Raw genomic sequence first — 19,694 nt, 5'->3', positions numbered from 1 at the left:
TCCCGCACCGGATCCTGGGCACTCCCCCGCCGCGGCCCTCCGAAGCCTGCCGATTCACCCACTGGCCGGCACAATCCCGGATCCACTGGACCATTGGTACAGTCGTCCGGCGATCACCGCCCCGCGAAGGAGGCCGCAGCCCATGGCCGTGGACGAGTTGGACACCCGCATCCTGCGTCTCCTCCTGGAGCAGCCACGTACGAGTGTGCGCGAGTACGCCCGCATCCTCGGCGTGGCCCGCGGCACGCTCCAGGCGCGGCTCGACCGGCTGGAGCGCGACGGCGTGATCACCGGCACCGGCCCGGCCCTCTCCCCCACGGCGCTCGGGCACCCGGTCCTCGCGTTCGTCCACATCGAGGTCACGCAGGGCCATCTCGAGGACGTCGGCGACGCGCTGGCCGGGGTGCCGGAGATCATCGAGGCCTTCTCGATCACCGGCGGCGGAGACCTCCTGACCCGCGTGGCGGCCCGCGACAACGGCCATCTGGAGGACATCATCCAGCAGCTCAACCGGCTGCCCGGCGTGGTCCGCACCCGCACCGAGGTCGCGCTGCGCGAGCGGGTGCCGCACCGAATCCTGCCGCTCGTCGAGGCGATCGGCCGGGCCGCCGCCGAGCGCCGGTGACCGCGGCCTTGGCATCCTGGAGCGCATGAGCACCCTGGGCAGCACCGCGGTCGTCCTCGACCTCGACGGAACCCTCGTGGACAGCGAGCCGAACTACTTCGAGGCGTGCCGGCGCACCCTCGCCGAGCACGGAGTCCCGGACTTCACCTGGCAGGAACACGAGTCGTACGTCGGCATCAGCACCCAGGAGACCATCGAGATCCTGCGGCAGAAGTACGGCATCCAGGCCCGGGTGGAGGCGCTGCTCACAGAGATGAACACCCGCTATCTGGCGCTCGCGCGCGCCGGCACACCGGTCTATCCGCAGATGCGGAAGTTCGTGGAGCGGCTGCATGACGCGGGGGTCCCGATGGCCGTCGCGTCCGGATCGTCGCCCGAGGCCATCGACGCGATCCTGTCGGGTACGGGCCTGGCCGCACAGCTGAGGATCTACGTCTCCGCGGACGAGGTCGCCCACGGCAAGCCCGCGCCCGACGTGTTCCTGGAAGCGGCGCGCAAGCTCGGCGCGATGCCCGCACACTGCACGGTGGTGGAGGACGCGATCCCGGGAGCCGCGGCCGCCTACGCCGCGGGGATGCGCTGCATCGCGATCCCGTACGTGGCCGCGCAGGCCGACGATCCCGCGTTCGCCACGGCGGGGCTGCTGTTCCGGGGCGGGCAGCGGGAGTTCACAGCCGAGGCCGCGTACGACTGGCTGGCGAGGACTGCGGCTCCGAGCGCGTGACCACGTGACCGCTCCGCACGACAGTTGATCTCCGACTCCCCGCACGACAATTGATCTCTCTGGACGGACAGTCCAGCTCTTTATAAACTGTCAACATGTCCGAACCCGGTCACACCCATCTCATGGAGCAGCTCCAGCAGGTCGCCAAGGGGCTCGCGGCCACGTTCGCGCCGTTCTGCGAGGTCGTCGTGCACGATCTCGACGACCCGGACCACGCGATCGTCGCCATCGAGAACAACCTGTCGGGCCGTTCCGTGGGCGACCCCGCCACCGAACTCGGGCTCGCACGGCTGGCCGACGACGCGTACCCGCAGGTCGTGGCGAACTATCCGAACCGGTTCGCGGACGGCCGCCGGGTCAAGAGCACGTCGATCGGCATCAAGGACGAGCGGGGCCACTACGCCGGCGCGCTCTGCCTGAACATCGACATGACCGTCTTCGACGGCATCGGCACCGTGCTCGACCACTTCGGCCGCTCCGACAGCTCCGCGGCCCCCTCCGAGTCGCTCGACCCGGCGGGCGGCGACGCCATCCGCGCCCGCATCGACGCGTTCGCCGCCGACCGCGCGACCACGCCCCGCGCCCTGCGGACGACCCAACGCCGTGAACTCGTACGGGAGTTGAAGGCTCAGGGCTTCATGGAAGTACGGAGGTCGGCGGGCATCGTCGCCGACCACCTGGGTGTGTCGAGGGCGACGGTGTACGCGGATGCCAAATGAGCGGATGCCACATGCCGCATGCCCGGACGCCAGATGAGCAGCCGCCAATTGAGAGGAAGTCCCCCATGGCCGACCTGACGCCGACCGACCTGCCGACCTACGAGGACGTCGTGCGCGCGCACGAACGCGTCGCCCCGCACGCCCACCGCACCCCCGTGCTCACCTCGCGCCTCACCGACGCCGAACTCGGCGCCTCCCTCCACTTCAAGTGCGAGAACTTCCAGCGCATGGGCGCCTTCAAGTTCCGCGGCGCGTTCAACGCGCTGTCCAGGTTCTCCCCGGAGCAGCGGCGGGCCGGCGTCGTCGCCTACTCGTCCGGCAACCACGCGCAGGCCGTGGCCCTGTCCGCCGCCATCCTGGAAATGCCCGCGACCATCGTCATGCCGCACGACGCGCCCGCGGCCAAGCTGGCCGCCACCAAGGGGTACGGCGCGGAGGTCGTGATGTATGACCGCTACTCGGAGAACGTCGAGGAGATCGGGCACCGGGTCGCCGCCGAGCGGGGCCTGACGCTGATCCCGCCGTACGACCACCCGGATGTGATGGCGGGCCAGGGCACCGCGGCCAAGGAACTGTTCGAGGAGGTCGGCGAACTCGACGCGCTGTTCGTGCCGTTGGGCGGCGGCGGGCTGCTCTCCGGGTCGATCCTCGCCGCCCGCGCCCTGTCCCCGGGCTGTGCGGTCTACGGCGTCGAGCCCGAGGCGGGCGACGACGGCAGGCAGTCGCTGCGTGAGGGCCACATCGTCGACATCGACACCCCGCAGACGATCGCGGACGGCGCGCAGACACGGCACCTGGGCAAGCACACCTTCGCCGTCATCAAGGACGGCGTCGACGACATCCTCACCGCGACGGACGACCAACTCGTCGAGTGCATGCGGATCTTCCACACCCGGATGAAGACCGTCGTCGAGCCGACGGGCTGCCTCGGCTTCGCCGCCGCGCGCGCCCTGGCCGGACAGCTGCGCGGCCGCCGCGTCGGTGTGATCGTCAGCGGCGGCAACGTCGACGTCGAACGCTTCACGCAGTTGCTCCGGCCCTGAGGCACTTCTCCGCGGCGCCGCGCTCTCAGGCAGCGCTGCTCAGTCTCAGTCTCAGTAGCGCCGCTCGGGCTCAGTAGCGCTGCGCCTTGGCGACCTTCGCGGTCAGCTTCATCTCCGGGGGCTTGCGGCTGATGGCGAGGGGCTGGGCCCGCTCGCCGGGGTCGAGGTTCTCCGCGCCGACGTACCGGGTCTCGACGACCTTGCCGTCGGCGTCCTTGAAGTCGACCTGCACGGCGTAGGACGCCTTCTTGTCGGTGCGGTTGGTGATGTTGACGACGACGGCGAACACGCCGCCCGTCTGGGACCTCGGCTTGCCGGTGAGGGCGACGTCGGCCGTGGCGTTGCCCTGGCCCTCGACCTTCATGAGTTCACTGGCGGCCGCGGCGTTGGCCCGTTCCACCTCGGCCGACACGGACGCCTCGAACTCGGAGGCCCTGGCCGAAGCGGAGCTCGCCGCCGCCGAGGCCTCCGCCCTCGCCGAGGCGACGGCCGACTTGGCTGACGACGCCATCGCGGAGGGCGGGGTGCCGGAGAAGGAAGCCGTATTGGGGGGTGTCGCGCGCGGGCTGACGCTCGACGAACTGTTGTTGCCGTTGTCCGTGCCGCACGACACGAGGGCCGCGGCGCTTGTCGCGGCGGCGAGCACCGCGAGGACGGCCGTCATGGACCGCCGCCGGCGCGGCGCTGGCTTCTTCCCGGGGGAACCGGCACTCATTCAGACGTCTCCTTGAATCTCTCCGAAAGCTCTGGCTCTTTTCCGACACCTCTGACAGGGGTGTCGGCGAGGTCAATAACGCATGATTCCGACGATTCCCGTCCCCTCCGGGAGGGTTCCGTCGGGGACGAAACGCACCTCGGCGCCCGTCTCCAGGGCCCGTTCGACGATCTCGTCGACGATGTCGTCGTGGGCGTCCAGGTCGCCGGGCTCGGCCGGGACCAGGTGGTCGCCGTCCAGCCGGACGGTGGTACGGAAGTGCTCCTCGACGACGAGTGCGCGGACCCGCCCGGCGGCGACGTGCTCCCACACCTCGTCCACGCCCGCGGCGAACTCCTTCCATCCCCGGGCGCGCTCGATGTCCGCCATTGTGGCGGCCACGCTCTGCTGCTCCTGTGCGGCGACGGCGGGCAGCACCGCCTCGCGCACTGCTTCCGCTCGGGCGTTCGCGAGCCCGCCGTGGGCCACGGGGACGGCGTGCTCGGTGGCCGTTCCGACCTCGTTGAGCAGGGTGACGGCCGCCTGCTCACCGGCGACGTACAGCCGCGCCGTCGGAGCCAGGGCCTCGCCGAGCGCCGTGTCGACCTGCCGGAGGAACTGGCGGGTCTGCTCGTCGCGGTAGGTGCTCGACAGGTCCCCGATGCGCTCCTTGCGCTCGGCGTCGGGGTCGTCGAGGCTCCGGGACAGCGGGAATCCGGCGGCGTGCTGCTCCACGAGGCGCCGCGCGTCGCCCCTCCACAGCGCGGCGCGGTCCGCCGAGACGGCGAGGACCCAGTAGGGCTGTTCGGCGGTGTACGCGGCGACGAGATTGCGGGTCAGATACGTGTCGGCGAGGACGACCCGTTCGGGGACGGTGCGTGGCAGCGACCACACGTGGTGCTCGCTCGGCGAGGCGAAGATCGCCAGACCGTCCTCGGCGTGTTCGAGGTCGATCTCCGCGAGCGCCAGATCCAGGTGCTCGAGGACGTCCTGGCGGCGCTCCGGGGTCACCGCGGGATCGGCCTCCAGCTCCTTGGCCGCGCCGGCCAGCAGATTGCGCAGCCGGATGGGGTCCTGCGCGTTGTCCGGCTTGCGCCGGTGCGTGGGCATGAGGACCGACACTGCCGGATAGTGCCGGGGCCGGCGCAGCGACGCGAGCACGGCGGGTGTCAGTTCGGGCTGCATGGGAGCGCCTTTCCGGAGGCGTGAGGCTTCACAAGGCTTCCTCGATGCACGATATGCCCGAAATTCCGGTTCGTCGCGCGGCACTACTCCCCTTGCCACCCGCACACCCCCCAAGGGGACATGACGGACATTCTATGAATATGGTCGTCCTCTGTCGGTTCCAACGCCCCACGGCCAGAGGAAGACATGACGCAGGCACAAGGCTCCCTCGCCGCCGACCAGCCCGAGCAGTCGCCCGCGGCCAAGCTGACCCTGATCACGCTGACGACGATGGTCGTCGGATCCATGGTCGGCGCCGGCGTCTTCTCCCTGCCGAGCCGCTTCGCCCAGGAGACCGGCGTCGCCGGCGCCCTGATCGCGTGGGCCATCGCCGGCACCGGCATGCTGATGCTCGCCTTCGTCTTCCAGAAGCTCGCCGTCCGCAGGCCCGACCTGGACGCCGGTGTCTACGCGTACGCCAAGGCGGGGTTCGGCGAATACCTCGGCTTCTTCTCGGCGTTCGGCTACTGGGCCAGCGCCTGCGTCGGCAATGTGACGTACTGGGTACTGATCATGTCGACCATCGGCGCGATCGCCCCCGCCCTCGGCGACGGCGACACCGCCCTCGCGATCATCCTTTCCTCCGCAGGGCTGTGGGCGTTCTTCTTCCTCATCCGGCGGGGCGTCAAGGAAGCCGCCACGATCAACCGCATCGTCACCGTCGCGAAGGTCGTGCCGATCCTCGTCTTCGTCCTGCTGGCCCTGTTCTGCCTCAAACCGCATGTCTTCGCGGAGAACTTCGGCGGCGCCGACTACGCGGGCTCACTGTTCCACCAGGTCAGAGGGACGATGCTGGCCACGGTCTTCGTGTTCCTCGGCGTCGAGGGCGCGAGCGTCTACTCCCGCCACGCCAAACGCCGCGAGGACGTCGGACGCGCGACCGTGCTGGGTTTCCTGAGCGTCTTCGCCGTCTTCGCCTCCGTCACGATCGTGTCGTACGGCATCCTGCCGATGAGCGAGATCGCCGAGCTGCGCCAGCCGTCCATGGCGGGCGTCCTCGAGGCGGCGGTCGGCACCTGGGGCAAGGTGTTCGTCAGCGTCGGCCTGATCATCTCCGTGCTCGGCGCATATCTCGCGTGGACGCTGATGGCGGCCGAGGTCCTCCTCGTCGCCGCCCGGGACAGTGACATGCCGCGGTTCCTGGCCCGCACGAGCCGCGCCGACGTTCCTGTGCCCGCACTCGTGATGACCACGGCCCTCTCCCAGGTCGTCCTGGTCATCACCTCGTTCTCGGACGACGCGTTCAACTTCGCGCTCGATCTGACGAGCGCCCTGTCGCTGATCCCGTTCCTGCTGGCCGCCGCGTTCGCCGTGAAGATCGCAGTGCGGCCGGACGCGCTCACGGTCAGGGCCCACGACTCGCGCGGCGAACTCGTCGTGGCGGGCATCGCGACCGTCTACACCGCGTTCCTTCTCTACGCGGCCGGGATGAAGTTCGTCCTGGTGTCGTTCATCATCTACGCGCCCGCCACGGTCCTCTTCGTGATGGCCCGCCGCGAACAGGGCAGACGCCTGTTCTCCCCCGCCGAACTCGTCATCCTCGCGGTGTCCGTGGCCGGAGCTGTCCTCGGTGTCATCGCCCTGGCGGCCGGCTGGATCAGCCTCTGACCGGCCCGCCCGTCACACCGACACTCTGGAAAGGCACATCGTGACCAGCAACGACACCACGGCCGAGCCGGTGCTCGGCGTCCACTCCGAGGTCGGCACGCTGCGCAAGGTCCTGGTCTGCGCGCCCGGCCTCGCCCACCGCAGGCTCACCCCGACCAACTCCGACGACCTCCTCTTCGACGACGTGATGTGGGTGGAGAACGCCCAGCGCGACCACGCCGACTTCGTCAACAAGCTGCGCGGACGCGGCGTCGACGTCGTCGAACTGCACGAACTCCTCACCGAGACCATGACGATCCCCGAGGCGAAGGCCTGGCTCCTGGACCGCAAGATCGTCGCGAACGAGGTCGGCCTCGGCCTCATGGACGACACCCGGGCCTTCCTCGACGAGCTCAGCCCGCACCGTCTCACCGAATATCTGATCGGCGGCCTGGCCACCACCGACCTGCCGGACGAGTTCCGCTCCGACTACGTCGCCCTGGTCCGCGAGTCGACGGGCGTACGCGAGTACCTGATGCCGCCCCTGCCCAACACTCTCTACACCCGCGACACGACCTGCTGGCTGTACGAAGGCGTCACCCTCAACCCGCTGTACTGGCCCGCGCGCCACGACGAGACCCTGCTGATGAAGGCGATCTACACGTTCCACCCCGACTTCACCGGCTCCACCGTGTGGTGGGGAGACCCCGAACAGGACTGGGGCCAGGCCACGTTCGAGGGCGGCGACATCATGCCCGTGGGCAACGGCGTCGTCCTGATGGGCATGAGCGAACGCACCTCACGCCAGGCGATCACGCAGGTGGCGGCCGCACTGTTCGAGAACGGCGCGGCGGACCAGGTCATCGTCGCCGGCATGCCGAAGCTGCGCTCCGCCATGCACCTGGACACCGTCTTCACCTTCGCCGACCGCGACATCGTCACGCTCTACCCGGCCATCGTGGACGCGGTCCACACCTTCACGCTGCGCCCCGGCGACGATCCGTCCGGCCTCCACATCACCGACGAGGGCACGCGCCCGTTCGTTGACGTCGTGGCGAAGGCGCTCGGCCTCGGTGCACTGCGCGTGATCGAGACCGGCGGCGACGTCTACGCCTCCGAGCGCCAGCAGTGGGACAGCGGCAACAACGCCGTCGCGGTCGAGCCGGGCGTCGTCATCACGTACGACCGCAACACCCAGACGAACACGCTGCTGCGCAAGGCGGGCGTCGAGGTCATCACCATCGTCGGCGCGGAACTCGGCCGCGGCCGAGGCGGCGGCCACTGCATGACATGCCCGCTGATCCGGGACCCGGTCGACTTCTGACCGGCGCCGGGTGCGCCCGGCTCAACTGTCGTACGCGCAGAAGCCGCGCCCGACCTCCTGACGGCGGAGACGACCAGGTCACGGTCGGCGAACTCGTCGAGGTCGGTGGTGAACTCCGGCCTGGCGAGGGCGGCTTCGCGGTCATCCGCGCCCACCTTGCCGCTGCGCAGGCCGCGGTCGAGGGACGCGGTGATACGGGACTTGCCCGCCGCAAGCGCCTCTTCGCCGCGCTAGGCGACCAGGACGTCGAGACCGGCTCGGGCGCAGACCTCCGCGATGCCCGATCCCATCAGGCCGCAGCCCACCACGCCCACTCTGCCGAACGCACGCATCGAAGATCGTCCTCTCTTCCGGCCGCCCGCGGTTGCCGGCCACCAGTTGTCGCAATGCGGCAGAGTCACTGCCAGTCGGTGCGTCCGCCCGTGTCGCACAGCTCGAAGACCACTTCCCCCGCGTCGGGGTCGCTGCCGGCCACGGGTCGCACCCGGGCGCCGATCCACACCAGGTTCGGGGCGGCACCGACGACACGGCACCGGAACACGAAGCCTTCGGGGAATCGGACCAGGGACTCGTTGCGTGCCGTGCCCGTGTACCGGTTCACGACGCTGGACTGCACGACGACGCCAAGACCGTCGCTGTGTTCGGCCTGCAGATCGCTCGACGCGCACACCGGGCACAGAAGCCGCCGGAACGAGGCGGTGCCGCACCATCGGCAGCGCTGGATCGTCAGGCCGGTCCCGTCGGGCCCGGTCGGCGCGGTGTGGGACACCGCGTGCCCGATCGGCGCGGTGTGGGACACCGCGTGCCCGATCGGCGCGGTGTGGGTTGCTGTCTCGGACACGGCTCGGCCCCCTGCGCTCGGCTCTGATGCGCCGCACCATCGCGTCGGCGCCTCCGCACCGTATGGCACTGAGTTCCACGTTGTAAAGGTACTGAGTGCCAAATCAAGCCGATCCATCTCCGGATCGAGCCCCTCAGCCCTGACCCAGGGCCGATTCGATCCGCTGCACGACCTGCCACATCGGGGCACCCTTCGGGGCGACCATCACGACGACTTCGTCCTCGGCGGCGGGCAGGGCCGCACCCTGATCCGCGCCACTCCACACACCGCGCACCATTCCCAGAGCGTGGTCCACGGCCGCGTACGGGTCCCCCTCACCACCCGAACGGAGCCAGGTGCGGAGCCCGTTGTTATGGGCGGCGACGACGGACGCGGCGATCACCTCGGCCCGCAGCGCGCCGTCCCGCTCCCCCTCGAAACGCTCCCGCAGATAGCCCGCCAGGGTGCGCTCGTAGCGCCGCACCACCGACAGCTCGTACGTCCGCAGCCCCGGCACCTCACGCGTGAGGCGGTACCGCTGCACGGAGAACTCGGGGTTGGCCGCGTACATGCGCAGCACGAGGCGCGCCGCGTCGGCGACGGTACCCACCGGATCACCGCCGTCGGCCTCTTCGAGGAACGCCGTCATGTCGGCGAGGCAGCGCTCGTGATCCGGGAAGACCGCGTCCTCCTTGGACGGGAAGTACCGGAAGAACGACCTGCGCCCGACACCCGCACGGGCGACGATGTCGTCGACCGTGGTCTGCTCGAAACCCCGGTCGAGGAAGAGCTGGAACGCCGCCTCGGCGAGCACCTCGCGCATCGGCGCTTTCTTGGCCGGTCTGGTCGCCTCAGTCATGCCGGGAACGTAACACCGAAGCGGCTCCTCTGGCACCACGTACCTTGCCAGAGGGTACTGAGTGCCATAGTGTCACTTTCAGGAACCAGAGGGTAGGAGAGCCGGCGTGAGCTTGAGGATCGTTGTCACCGTGAAGTATGTGCCGGACGCGACGGGGGACCGGCATTTCGCTGATGACCTGACGGTGGACCGTGATGATGTGGACGGGCTGCTGTCGGAGCTGGATGAGTACGCGGTCGAGCAGGCGTTGCAGATCGCGGACGGGGCGGACGATGCGGAGGTCACCGTGTTGACGGTGGGTCCGGAGGACGCGAAGGACGCGTTGCGCAAGGCGTTGTCGATGGGCGCGGACAAGGCGGTCCATGTCGAGGACGACGATCTGCACGGCACGGACATCGTGGGCACGTCGCTGGTGCTGGCGAAGGCGATCGAGAAGGCCGGCTTCGACCTGGTGGTCTCGGGTATGGCGTCGACGGACGGCACGGCGGGTGTGGTTCCGGCGTTGCTGGCGGAGCGGCTGGGTGTGCCGCAGGTGACGCTGCTGTCGGAGGTGTCCGTCGAGGGTGGTGTGGTGACGGGTCGTCGTGACGGTGACACGGCCTCGGAGCAGGTTCAGGCTTCGCTGCCGGCGGTGGTGTCGGTGACCGACCAGTCGGGCGAGGCCAGGTACCCGTCGTTCAAGGGGATCATGGCGGCGAAGAAGAAGCCGGTCACGTCCTGGGATCTGTCGGATCTGGGCCTGGAGGCCGACGAGGTGGGTCTGGCGGGTGCGTGGACGGTCGTGGACGCGGCGGCTGAGCGTCCGGCGCGCAGCGCGGGCACGATCGTCAAGGACGAGGGCGAGGGCGGCAAGCAGCTCGCCGAGTTCCTCGCGGGCCAGAAGTTCATCTAGCCCGGCCGTCCCCTTCCGTCTCACTCTTTCGCATGCAGGAGAAGAAGTCCCATGGCTGAAGTTCTGGTCTACGTCGATCACGTGGACGGTGCCGTCCGCAAGCCCACCCTTGAGCTGCTGACGCTGGCCCGCCGGATCGGCGAACCGGTCGCCGTCGCCCTCGGCAACGGTGCCGCCGGCACCGCGACCGTGCTGGCCGAGCACGGCGCGGTCAAGGTCCTCACGCACGAGGCGTCCGAGTACGCCGACTACCTGGTCGTGCCGAAGGTGGACGCGCTGCAGGCCGCCTACAACAGCGTGTCGCCGGCCGCGGTCCTGGTGCCGTCCTCGGCGGAGGGCAAGGAGATCGCCGCGCGCCTGGCGGTGCGGGTCGGCTCGGGTGTCATCACCGACGCCACCGACCTCGAGGCCGGCGACTCCGGTCCCATCGCCACGCAGTCCGCGTTCGCCGCCTCGTTCACGACCAAGTCCCGTGTCTCCAAGGGCACCCCGGTCATCACCGTCAAGCCCAACAGTGCCCCGGTCGAGGCTGCTCCGGCGGCCGGCACCGTCGAGGCGCTGGCCGTGACGTTCAGTGAGCAGGCCACCGGTACCAAGGTCACCGCGCGCACGCCGCGCGCCTCGACCGGGCGCCCGGACCTGACCGAGGCCGCGATCGTGGTCTCCGGCGGCCGCGGCGTCAACGGCGCCGAGAACTTCACGGTCATCGAGGCCCTCGCCGACTCCCTGGGAGCGGCGGTCGGCGCCTCGCGCGCCGCGGTCGACGCGGGCTGGTACCCGCACTCCAACCAGGTCGGCCAGACCGGCAAGTCCGTGTCTCCGCAGCTGTACATCGCCAACGGTATCTCCGGCGCGATCCAGCACCGGGCCGGCATGCAGACCTCGAAGACCATCGTCGCGGTCAACAAGGACGCCGAGGCCCCGATCTTCGACCTCGTCGACTACGGCGTCGTCGGCGACCTCTTCGACGTCGTCCCCCAGCTCACCGAGGAAATCAACACCCGCAAGGGCTGACAGCAGCAGAACGGCCGGAGGCCCTGGACCGATATCGGTCCAGGGCCTCCGGCCTTCGTGCGTATGTCTCAGCCGGCGCGGCGGACCCGCGCGGCCTTGCGGGCGTCGGCGAGCTGGCGGGCCTCGGAGGTGCGGCGCGAGTCACCACCGGCGCGGCCGGGGCGCGAGCCCATGCCGCGGAACGGGGCACCGCCGCGCTTGGGGCGCTCCGTGGCCGGCGCGGTGCCGGTGATCGGGACGCCGGAGGGCGCCTGAGCACCGGTGATACGGCTCAACTCGGCCTCGCCCGACCGGACTTGGGTGATCTGCGGCCGGATACCGGCGTCGCGCATCAGCCGGCTCATGTCGCGGCGCTGGTTGGGCAGGACCAGGGTGACGACGCTGCCGGACTCACCGGCACGGGCGGTGCGGCCGCCGCGGTGCAGGTAGTCCTTGTGGTCGCTCGGCGGGTCGACGTTGACCACGAGGTCGAGGTTGTCGACGTGGATGCCGCGCGCCGCGACGTTGGTGGCGACGAGCGCCGTGACCGTACCGGCCTTGAACTGGGCCAGGGTGCGGGTGCGCTGCGGCTGGGACTTGCCGCCGTGCAGGGCCGCGGCCCGCACGCCGCTGCCGAGCAGGTGCTTGGTGAACTGGTCGACGGCGTGCTTGGTGTCCAGGAACATGATGACCCGCCCGTCGCGGGCCGCGATCTCGGTGGCGGCGGCAAACTTGTCGGCGCCGTGCACATGCAGTTCGTGGTGTTCCATCGTGGTGACGGCGCCCGCCGACGGGTCGACGGAGTGGACGACCGGGTCGTGCAGGTAGCGGCGCACCAGCAGGTCGACGTTGCGGTCCAGGGTCGCCGAGAACAGCATGCGCTGCCCCTCGGGGTGCACGAGGTCGAGCAGCTCGGTGACCTGCGGCATGAAGCCCATGTCGGCCATCTGGTCGGCCTCGTCCAGGACGGTGATCTTCACCCGGTCCAGACGGCAGTCCTTGCGCTCGATGAGGTCCTTGAGGCGTCCGGGCGTCGCGACGACGACCTCGGCGCCACCGCGCAGGGCACTGGCCTGACGGCCGATGGACATACCGCCGACGACGGTGGCCATCCGCAGCCTCAGCGACCGGGCGTACGGGGTGAGCGCCTCGGTGACCTGCTGGGCGAGCTCGCGCGTGGGGACGAGGATCAGGCCGAAGGGCTGCTTGGCGTCGGCGCGCTGACCTGCGAGGCGCGCGAGAAGCGCGAGTCCGAAGGCGAGCGTCTTGCCGGAGCCGGTGCGGCCGCGGCCGAGGACGTCCCGGCCCGCGAGCGAGTTCGGCAGGGTGGCCGCCTGGATCGGGAACGGCACGGTCACACCCAGGCCGGTCAGCGTCTTGAGGATCTCGGCCGGCAGGTCGAGCTCACCGAAGGTCTCCACGGCGGGGAGGGCGGGCGTGACGGTGACAGGCAGCGCGAACTCGCCCTGCGGCGCGGCGGGCCTGCGCCCGTAGCCGCCGGAGCTCTTGCCGCCGGAGCGTCCCTGGCCCTGGCCCTGGGGTCGAAAACGGGCGCCCCGGTCGCCGCCGGCGGAGCCCCGGCGGGGGTTGGAGTAGCGGTCGTTCGTGCGAGCTGAACGGTTCATGGAGAACCTTCCTCGATATGGCACGTATCGAGGAATTCCCGGCGCATGAGTGCCGGACGAATTGCAAGAACGAGCCGAATAACAGACTGAAAATCAGCCGGCGCGCCGGTACGGAGAATGGCGACGCCTGACGTCGGAATGCTGGGATTCCGCTGCGGCAGGCGGCTCTCGGACGGGCCGGATCAATGGGGTGCGGGGGTCTTGGCGCCCCGCCGGGGTGGTGTGCCACCCGGTGGTCGTGCCTACCCGGGCGGGATACCCCGCAAACAGCAACGAGCTGGTGCCCGTACCACCAGGGTACGGGCACCAGCTGCGCTCAACGCTTCAGCGTCAGGCGGGAACGATGTTCTCCGCCTGCGGGCCCTTCTGGCCCTGCGTGACATCGAAGTTCACCTTCTGGCCTTCCTGAAGCTCACGGAAGCCCTGGGTGGCGATGTTCGAGTAGTGGGCGAAGACGTCGGGGCCGCCACCCTCCTGCTCGATGAAGCCGAAGCCCTTTTCCGAGTTGAACCACTTCACGGTGCCAGTAGCCATATGCAAATTCTCCTTCGGGGCAGTGCCCGTGGCCCACACTGTGTGGACCTCGGCGTCGCCGCAATGATTGCCCCGCCCGGAAAAATGCATCCGGAAATAGAAAAGCGCCCGGCAACGTGAAGTCACCTAAGGCACTTGAAGTATCTATGGGAACCACAACTGCAACTGAGATCAACACTAGCACGGACCGGGCTTCGGAGCACGGTGAGCCAGAATATTTCGCGCGTCGCCGTGAACCTTCACCCCGGATTGAGCAAACCAGGGGCCCCGGGCGCCTGGTATTCACTTCACCGCCGGCTGTCGGACAGGGACGGGTAGTCCGTGTAGCCCGTCTCCCCTCCCACGTACATCAGGTACCTGTCCCGGACCTGGTTGACCGGCGCGCCCACTCGCAGCCGCTCGACCAGGTCGGGGTTGGCCAGGAACGGCCGGCCGAGCGCCACCAGGTCGGCGCCGGCGGCCAAAAGGCGCTCCCCCTCGCTTCTGCCGCCGTCGGCCGGAATCCGCTCCCGCGGCAGCACGGGGTTGGCGATCAGCGTGCCGGTCCAGCGCTTGCGGAGGTTCTGGAAGAGCAGATTGTCCGGGTCGGCGAAGACGATGTGCAGATAGGCGAGGTCCAGGTCCGAGAGGGCGTCGACGAGTGCGGGGTAGATGTCGTCGGTGTCTCCCTCGTCCATGCCGTTGACGGTGAGTCCCGGAGAGATCCGCAGGCCCACCCGCTCGGGGCCGATCGCGTCCGCGACGGCACGTACGACCTCGACCACGAACCGGACCCGCCCCTCGGCCGTTCCTCCGTAGGCGTCGGTGCGGTGGTTGGTGCCCTGGCCGAGGAACTGGTGGAGGAGGTAGCCGTTGGCGCCGTGCACCTCGACGCCTTCGAAGCACGCCGCCACGGCCTTGCGGGCGGCCTCGGCGAAGTCGGCCACGGTGGTGCGGATGTCGTCGGGCGTCATCTCCCTCGGTACGACGGCGGGCTGGTGGCCGGTCGGGGTGTGGACGGTGTCGGGGAGCGGCACCGGCGAGGGGGCGATCGGGGTCAGTCCGCTGTTGTCGGGGTGGCCGATCCGGCCGCCGTGCTGGATCTGGAGGAACATCCGGCCGCCGGCGGCGCGGACCTCGTCGGTCACATGTCGCCAGCCCTCGACGTGGGCCGCGTTGTGGATGGCCGTGATGTTGGCGTAGGTCTGCCCGACGGCGCTGGGCGTGGACGCCTCGGCGATGATCAGGCCCGCGGTGGCGCGCTGGGCGTAGTAGGTGGCCATGACGGGCTGCGGGACGCCGTCCGCGGAGGCGCGGTTACGGGTCATGGGCGCCATGACGAGGCGGTTGGGCAGGGTCAGCGCGCCGAGACGGGCGGTGTCGAACAGGCGGGACGTCGTCATGGCGGTGCTCCTCGAATCGGGGTGAGTGGTGTGACGGGGTGTGGTGTGGGCGTTCATGAGGTCCGCGCCGTGCGGCGGGCGGGGAATCCGTGGGTGCGGGCAGTGACGACCACGGCGAGTACGGGAACCAGGAGCAGGAGGACCGTCCAGGGGAAGGAGCGGGATCCGACCAGGTCGAGGAGGATCCCGCCGGCGATTCCGCCGCCGGCCATGGCCACGTTCCAGAGGGTGACGAGCATGGCCTGCGCGGCGTCCGCCGACTCGCCGCCCGCGTCGCCCGCGGCGGTCTGCAGGAGTGTGGGGGCGCCGCCCCAGCCGAGGCCCCACAGCGTCACGGCCGCGTACACCAGAGCGGAACTGTCGGACAGCAGGGCCAGGACGGCCGCCGCCACGCCCACCAGCAGGGCGGCCGCGACGGTCAGGGCGCGCAGGTGGCGGTTGATCATTGCGCCCACGATCCAGATGCTCGCCAGGGACGCGGCGCCGAAGACGAGCAGCACGAGATCGGTGGAGTTCCCCATGCCGACTCCGTCGAGGAACGTGGCGACGTACGTATAGAGGACGGTGTGGGCGAGGACGAAGACGAGGGTGACGAAGAGGACCGGGGACACGCCGGGGACGCGGAGCGCCCGCAGCATCGGCGGCCGGGCTCCCTGTCGCAGTCCCGGCTGGTCGGGGACGGCCGCGGCGATCCAGCCGAGGAGGGCGACGGTGAGGACGGTCATGCTCACGAACGCGATCTGCCAGTTCACGGCCTTGCCGAGGAACGTGCCCGCGGGAACGCCCAGGGACAGTGCGACCGGGATACCCGCCATCGCGATCGCGATGGCCCTGCCCTGGAGGTGGGCGGGCGCGAGGCGCCGGGCGTAGCCGGCGAGCAGCGCCCAGGCCAGGCCGGCCGCGACTCCGGCCACGAAACGGGCCACCATCGTGAGGGGGAAGTTCGTCGAGAGGGCGGTGACCGTGTTGGCGACGCCGAACCCCGCCATCGCCGTCGTCAGGAGCCGCTTGCGGCGCCATCCGGCGGTGGCCGCGGTGAGGGGGATCGCCGTGAGGGCGGTGCCGATCGCGTAGACCGTCACGGTCTGCCCGGTGGCCGATTCGCCGACGCCCAGGTCACGGCTCATCGCGGGCAGCAGACCCGCGGGCAGGGTCTCCGTCAGGCTCGTGACGAAGACAGCGGTGGCGAGGGCGAGCAGGGCGGGGAGCGGCAGCTTGCGGTTCTCGGTGGCGAAGGCGGTGGATGGTGCGGCGGCGGGTGGTGTGCGGGTCGGCTCTGTTCTGGTGAAATCTGTTCCGGTCATGCGTCGACAGTGCAGGTCGGGGCTTCGGGAACGCTGACGGTCCGCTGACGGTCGGCGGCCACGGCGTGTGTACGGTGCTCGCATGCGGTTCGGGGTGCTTGGTCCACTGACGGTGTGGGACGGCGACGGGGATCCGGTCGTGGTTCCCGAGGTGAAGGTCAGGGCCCTCCTCGCCGCGCTCCTGGTCCACGAGGGGCGGCCCGTCTCCGCCGACCGTCTCATCGACGGCCTGTGGGGCGACGATCTTCCTGGGAATCCCGCCAACGCCCTCCAGGCGAAGGTCTCTCAGCTGCGCAAGGCGCTCGGCCGCGACCGCGTGGTGCGCCAGGCTCCCGGCTACCGGCTCCGTCTCGACGAGGCCGGGGACGAGGTGGACGCCGACCGCTTCCTGTCCCTGGTGGACCGGGCGGGATCCGCGTCGGGTCCGCGCGAACGGACCGAACGCCTCACCGAGGCACTGGAGTTGTGGCGTGGTCCGGCCTACGCGGATTTCGCGGACGAGGAGTTCGTACGTACTGCTGCGCAGCGTCTGACGGAGCAGCGGCTGGCCGTCCGGGAGGAACGGGCCGAGGCGCTCCTGGAGTCGGGCGACCTCACGCTCCTCACCGGGGAGCTGGCGGACCTCGTCGCGCGCCATCCTCTCCGGGAGCGGCTCCGCGCCGTCCAGCTGCGGGCGCTGTATCTGACGGGCCGGCAGAGCGAGGCCCTCGCCTCGTACGCGGACCTGCGGGGCCGGCTCGCGGACGAGCTCGGCCTCGACCCGAGCCCCGAACTGGCCGCGCTCCACGAGGCGATCCTGCGCCAGGACCCGGCGCTCGCACCTCCCCCGACCTCTCCTGCGGGAGCCGCGCCGCCGCCGTCCGAACGCCCTCGGTCGAACCTTCCCGCCCCGCTCACCGCGCTCGTGGGCCGTGAGCGCTCCCTGGCCGAGATCGGTCAACTCCTTGCCACGGAACGCCTGGTCACGCTCACCGGCCCCGGCGGGGTCGGCAAGACGCGGCTCGCGGTCGAGGCGGCCCGGCGGAACCAGGACGCCCCGGACGGGGTGTGGCTGGTCGAACTCGCCGGTGAGCGCGGGAGCGTGGCCGATCTCGCCCAGGTCGTCTCCGCCGCGTTGGGCTTGCGCGACGACGCGCTTTCGGGTCCGCCCGGACAAGGCGCGGCGGCCGGGCCCGAGCAACGGCTCGCCACGGCCCTGCGGGACCGCAGGACGCTGCTCGTCCTGGACAACTGCGAGCAGGTCGTCGATTCGGTGGCGCGGCTCGCCGGGACGCTGCTGGGCCGCGCACCGCACCTGCGGATCTTGACCACGACCCAGGAGCCGCTGTGCGTCGCCGGGGAGACGGTCCATCTGGTCGAGCCACTGCAGCCCGCCGACGCGGTAAGCCTGTTCACGGCGCGCGCGGCGGCGGCCTCCCCCGGCTTCTCGCCCGACGAAGCCACTCCTGAGACCCGTGCGGCGGTTCTGGAGATCTGCCGGCGCCTCGACGGCATCCCGCTCGCGCTCGAACTGGCGGCCACACGTGTACGGGCCCTGGGCGTAGAGGAGTTGGCGGCCCGGCTCGAGGACCGTTTCCGGGTGCTGACGTCGGGGCGGCGGGGTGCGCCACCGCGTCAGCAGACTCTGCGGGCGGTGATCGACTGGAGCTGGGAGCTGCTCAGCGCTTCCGAGCGGATCGTGCTGCGCCGCCTGGCCGTGCAGCGCGACGGCTGCACTATGGACGCGGCGGAGGAGGTGTGCGCGGGCGACGGGGTGCGCCACGACGAGGTTCTCGACCTCGTGACGCGACTGGTCGACCGGTCGCTGGTCGTCGTGGTGACCGACCCCGGCGGCGCCGGCCCCCGCTACCGGCTCCTCGAGTCCGTCGCCGCGTACGCGAAGGAGCGCCTGCACGAGACGGATGAACTCGCCGCGGTACGCCACCGCCATCTGCGGCACTACACGGAACTGGCCGAGCGCGCCGAGCCCCGCCTCCGTGGCGGTGGGCAGCGCGAGTGGCTCGGCCGGCTCGACGCCGAGACCGCCAATCTGCGGGCGGCGCTCGACGAGGCGACGCGGCGCGCGTCGACGAGTGGCGCTACCGACGACGCCGTGCGCCTGGCCACCGCCCTGTCCTGGTGGTGGCTGCTGCGCGGCCGCCTGAGCGAGGCCCGTCGGGCCCTGTCCGCCGTGCTCGCGGTGGTGCCGTCCGCGGGCGAACTCCGCCTATTGAGCGATGCGTTCGGACTGATGACCGGTGAGCGACCGCCAGCGGCGCCGTGCCATGACGTGGCGATCACCGATCCGGTGCGGCGGGGGCGCGCCCTGTGGTTCTCCGCGTACGGCCTGTTCAGGTCGGGTGACCTCACCGCCAGTGAGGAGGCGGTCTCGCGGGCGCTCGCTCTCTTCGCCGCCGCGGACGACCGGTGGGGTACGGCCGCGGCTCTCGGGCTGCGGTCGATGCACGCGCTGATCCGTGGCGACCTGGACGCCCTCGGGCGCGACGGGCTGCGCAGCGCGAGAATCTTTTGTGAACTCGGCGACCAGTGGGGCGAGTTGCAGACGGTGGAGCCACTCGCGGCGCTCGCCGAGATCAAGGGTGGGTACGCGGAGTCAGCGCGGCGTCACGAGGAAGGACTGCGTCTGGCGCGGGAACTCGGTCTGGACGCGGAGGTCTCCGCCCGGCTCTCCGGCCTGGGCCGGCTCGCGCTGCTCGACCGCGACTGGGACCGGGCCGTCGAACTGCACGAGCAAGCGCGGCGATCAGCGTCCGAACAGGGCTACAAGTACGGCGAACTCCACGCGGAGATGGGCCTCGCCCTCGGCGCACGCCGCTCCGGCGACCTCGATGCGGCGCGGGCACATCTGCTGCGTATCCGCGACGAATTCGGTGACGTGTCGTCGGAGGCGGGTGACCATCTGCTCCAGGCCGAACTGGGCTTCGTCGCCGAACTGCGCGGGGATGCGGCCGGGGCGGCCGCCCATCATCTCCTCGGCCTGGACGTCGCCTGTGCCATCGGCGAGCCGCGCGCCGTGGCCCTCTCCCTGGAGGGCCTGGCAGGCGCGGCGGCGCTGACTGAGGACGGGGGCCGGGCAGCCGCACTCCTCGGCGCCGCGGACGCGGCCCGCCGCAGCGCGGGCGCACCGCTCCCGCCCGCGGAACGCGGCGACGTGGACCGCATCACGGCGAGGGCGACGGCTGCGCTGGGCGGCCCGGCCTTTGCGGAGGCGTACGGGGACGGTGCGAACCTTTCACCGGAGAAGGCGGCCCGTACGGCGCGGCTCCACTTCCGAGCTGCCGCGTCAGGCCAGGACCCTGGGGGCCTCCACACGTCTCCCCGCACGGGTCGTTGAGGCCGGGCACA

17 protein-coding genes and 1 pseudogene are annotated in these 19,694 nt (G+C 70.7%); 9 read left to right on the top strand and 9 right to left on the bottom strand.

From position 1 onward, the window contains the following. Positions 1 to 142: 142 nt before the first annotated feature. The 4 genes from OG456_RS32740 (at position 143) to OG456_RS32725 (ending at position 3,111) form a co-directional block, all read left to right on the top strand. Complete coding sequence (locus OG456_RS32740) at positions 143 to 625, top strand: Lrp/AsnC family transcriptional regulator (RefSeq protein WP_266567339.1); 483 nt, start codon at positions 143 to 145, stop codon at positions 623 to 625. A 25-nt stretch (positions 626 to 650) separates the two neighbouring features. Continuing rightward, positions 651 to 1,349: an HAD family phosphatase gene (locus OG456_RS32735; RefSeq protein WP_266567337.1), complete on the top strand. Its 699-nt coding sequence runs from the start codon at positions 651 to 653 to the stop codon at positions 1,347 to 1,349. A gap of 95 nt (positions 1,350 to 1,444) precedes the next feature. Beyond that, positions 1,445 to 2,068 (top strand): transcriptional regulator, encoded by a 624-nt coding sequence (locus tag OG456_RS32730; RefSeq protein ID WP_266567335.1) that lies wholly within the window; start codon positions 1,445 to 1,447, stop codon positions 2,066 to 2,068. Positions 2,069 to 2,133: 65 nt separating this feature from the next. Further along, positions 2,134 to 3,111, top strand: a complete 978-nt coding sequence (locus OG456_RS32725; protein WP_206301765.1) for a threo-3-hydroxy-L-aspartate ammonia-lyase — start codon at positions 2,134 to 2,136, stop codon at positions 3,109 to 3,111. A 70-nt stretch (positions 3,112 to 3,181) separates the two neighbouring features. Here the strand turns inward: OG456_RS32725 and OG456_RS32720 are convergent, their stop codons facing one another. Further along, the gene (locus OG456_RS32720) at positions 3,182 to 3,826 is read right to left on the bottom strand and encodes an FxLYD domain-containing protein (protein WP_266567332.1); all 645 of its coding nucleotides are present in this window, start codon (positions 3,824 to 3,826) and stop codon (positions 3,182 to 3,184) included. Between the two features lie 72 nt (positions 3,827 to 3,898). After that, complete coding sequence (locus OG456_RS32715) at positions 3,899 to 4,990, bottom strand: chemotaxis protein (RefSeq protein ID WP_266567330.1); 1,092 nt, start codon at positions 4,988 to 4,990, stop codon at positions 3,899 to 3,901. 186 nt (positions 4,991 to 5,176) lie between these two features. Here OG456_RS32715 and OG456_RS32710 point away from each other — a divergent pair, with 186 nt between their 5' ends. Then, positions 5,177 to 6,637 carry a basic amino acid/polyamine antiporter gene (locus OG456_RS32710; protein ID WP_266567328.1) on the top strand — a complete coding sequence of 487 codons (1,461 nt, stop codon included), beginning with the start codon at positions 5,177 to 5,179 and terminating at the stop codon, positions 6,635 to 6,637. 40 nt (positions 6,638 to 6,677) lie between these two features. Then, the gene (locus OG456_RS32705) at positions 6,678 to 7,940 is read left to right on the top strand and encodes an arginine deiminase (RefSeq protein ID WP_266567326.1); all 1,263 of its coding nucleotides are present in this window, start codon (positions 6,678 to 6,680) and stop codon (positions 7,938 to 7,940) included. Positions 7,941 to 7,999: 59 nt separating this feature from the next. Here the strand turns inward: OG456_RS32705 and OG456_RS32700 are convergent. The 3 genes and pseudogenes from OG456_RS32700 to OG456_RS32690 form a co-directional block, all read right to left on the bottom strand. Beyond that, positions 8,000 to 8,272: pseudogene (locus OG456_RS32700) on the bottom strand (3-hydroxyacyl-CoA dehydrogenase NAD-binding domain-containing protein); the annotation flags it as partial. A 65-nt stretch (positions 8,273 to 8,337) separates the two neighbouring features. Continuing rightward, the gene (locus tag OG456_RS32695; protein ID WP_266569507.1) at positions 8,338 to 8,709 is read right to left on the bottom strand and encodes a Zn-ribbon domain-containing OB-fold protein; all 372 of its coding nucleotides are present in this window, start codon (positions 8,707 to 8,709) and stop codon (positions 8,338 to 8,340) included. Between the two features lie 205 nt (positions 8,710 to 8,914). Continuing rightward, positions 8,915 to 9,583, bottom strand: a complete 669-nt coding sequence (locus OG456_RS32690) for a TetR family transcriptional regulator (protein ID WP_266569506.1) — start codon at positions 9,581 to 9,583, stop codon at positions 8,915 to 8,917. Positions 9,584 to 9,725: 142 nt separating this feature from the next. Between OG456_RS32690 and OG456_RS32685 the strand changes: the two genes are divergently transcribed. Beyond that, the gene (locus OG456_RS32685; protein ID WP_266567324.1) at positions 9,726 to 10,511 is read left to right on the top strand and encodes an electron transfer flavoprotein subunit beta/FixA family protein; all 786 of its coding nucleotides are present in this window, start codon (positions 9,726 to 9,728) and stop codon (positions 10,509 to 10,511) included. A gap of 51 nt (positions 10,512 to 10,562) precedes the next feature. Next, a complete protein-coding gene (locus tag OG456_RS32680) occupies positions 10,563 to 11,525 on the top strand; it encodes an electron transfer flavoprotein subunit alpha/FixB family protein (RefSeq protein WP_266567322.1) in 963 nt (320 codons plus the stop codon). Positions 11,526 to 11,593: 68 nt separating this feature from the next. Here OG456_RS32680 and OG456_RS32675 read toward each other — a convergent pair whose 3' ends face one another. From OG456_RS32675 to OG456_RS32660, 4 genes are all read right to left on the bottom strand, one after another. Beyond that, entirely contained in the window at positions 11,594 to 13,129 is a 1,536-nt protein-coding gene (locus tag OG456_RS32675) for a DEAD/DEAH box helicase (protein ID WP_266567320.1), read from the bottom strand. 330 nt (positions 13,130 to 13,459) lie between these two features. Next, on the bottom strand, positions 13,460 to 13,663 hold the full coding sequence (locus tag OG456_RS32670) for a cold-shock protein (protein WP_100598391.1): 204 nt from the start codon (positions 13,661 to 13,663) through the stop codon (positions 13,460 to 13,462). Positions 13,664 to 13,950: 287 nt separating this feature from the next. Next, positions 13,951 to 15,045 carry an alkene reductase gene (locus OG456_RS32665; protein WP_266567316.1) on the bottom strand — a complete coding sequence of 365 codons (1,095 nt, stop codon included), beginning with the start codon at positions 15,043 to 15,045 and terminating at the stop codon, positions 13,951 to 13,953. A 53-nt stretch (positions 15,046 to 15,098) separates the two neighbouring features. Further along, positions 15,099 to 16,349, bottom strand: a complete 1,251-nt coding sequence (locus tag OG456_RS32660) for an MFS transporter (protein WP_266567314.1) — start codon at positions 16,347 to 16,349, stop codon at positions 15,099 to 15,101. 82 nt (positions 16,350 to 16,431) lie between these two features. On the opposite strand from OG456_RS32660, the gene OG456_RS32655 reads away from it, so the two are divergent. Next, complete coding sequence (locus tag OG456_RS32655) at positions 16,432 to 19,683, top strand: BTAD domain-containing putative transcriptional regulator (protein ID WP_266567312.1); 3,252 nt, start codon at positions 16,432 to 16,434, stop codon at positions 19,681 to 19,683. The last annotated feature ends 11 nt before the right edge of the window (positions 19,684 to 19,694 follow it).

The organism is Streptomyces sp. NBC_01446, from assembly GCF_026340095.1.
Lineage (GTDB): Bacteria > Actinomycetota > Actinomycetes > Streptomycetales > Streptomycetaceae > Streptomyces > Streptomyces aureus.
This window is presented reverse-complemented; position numbering and strand designations above follow the sequence as displayed.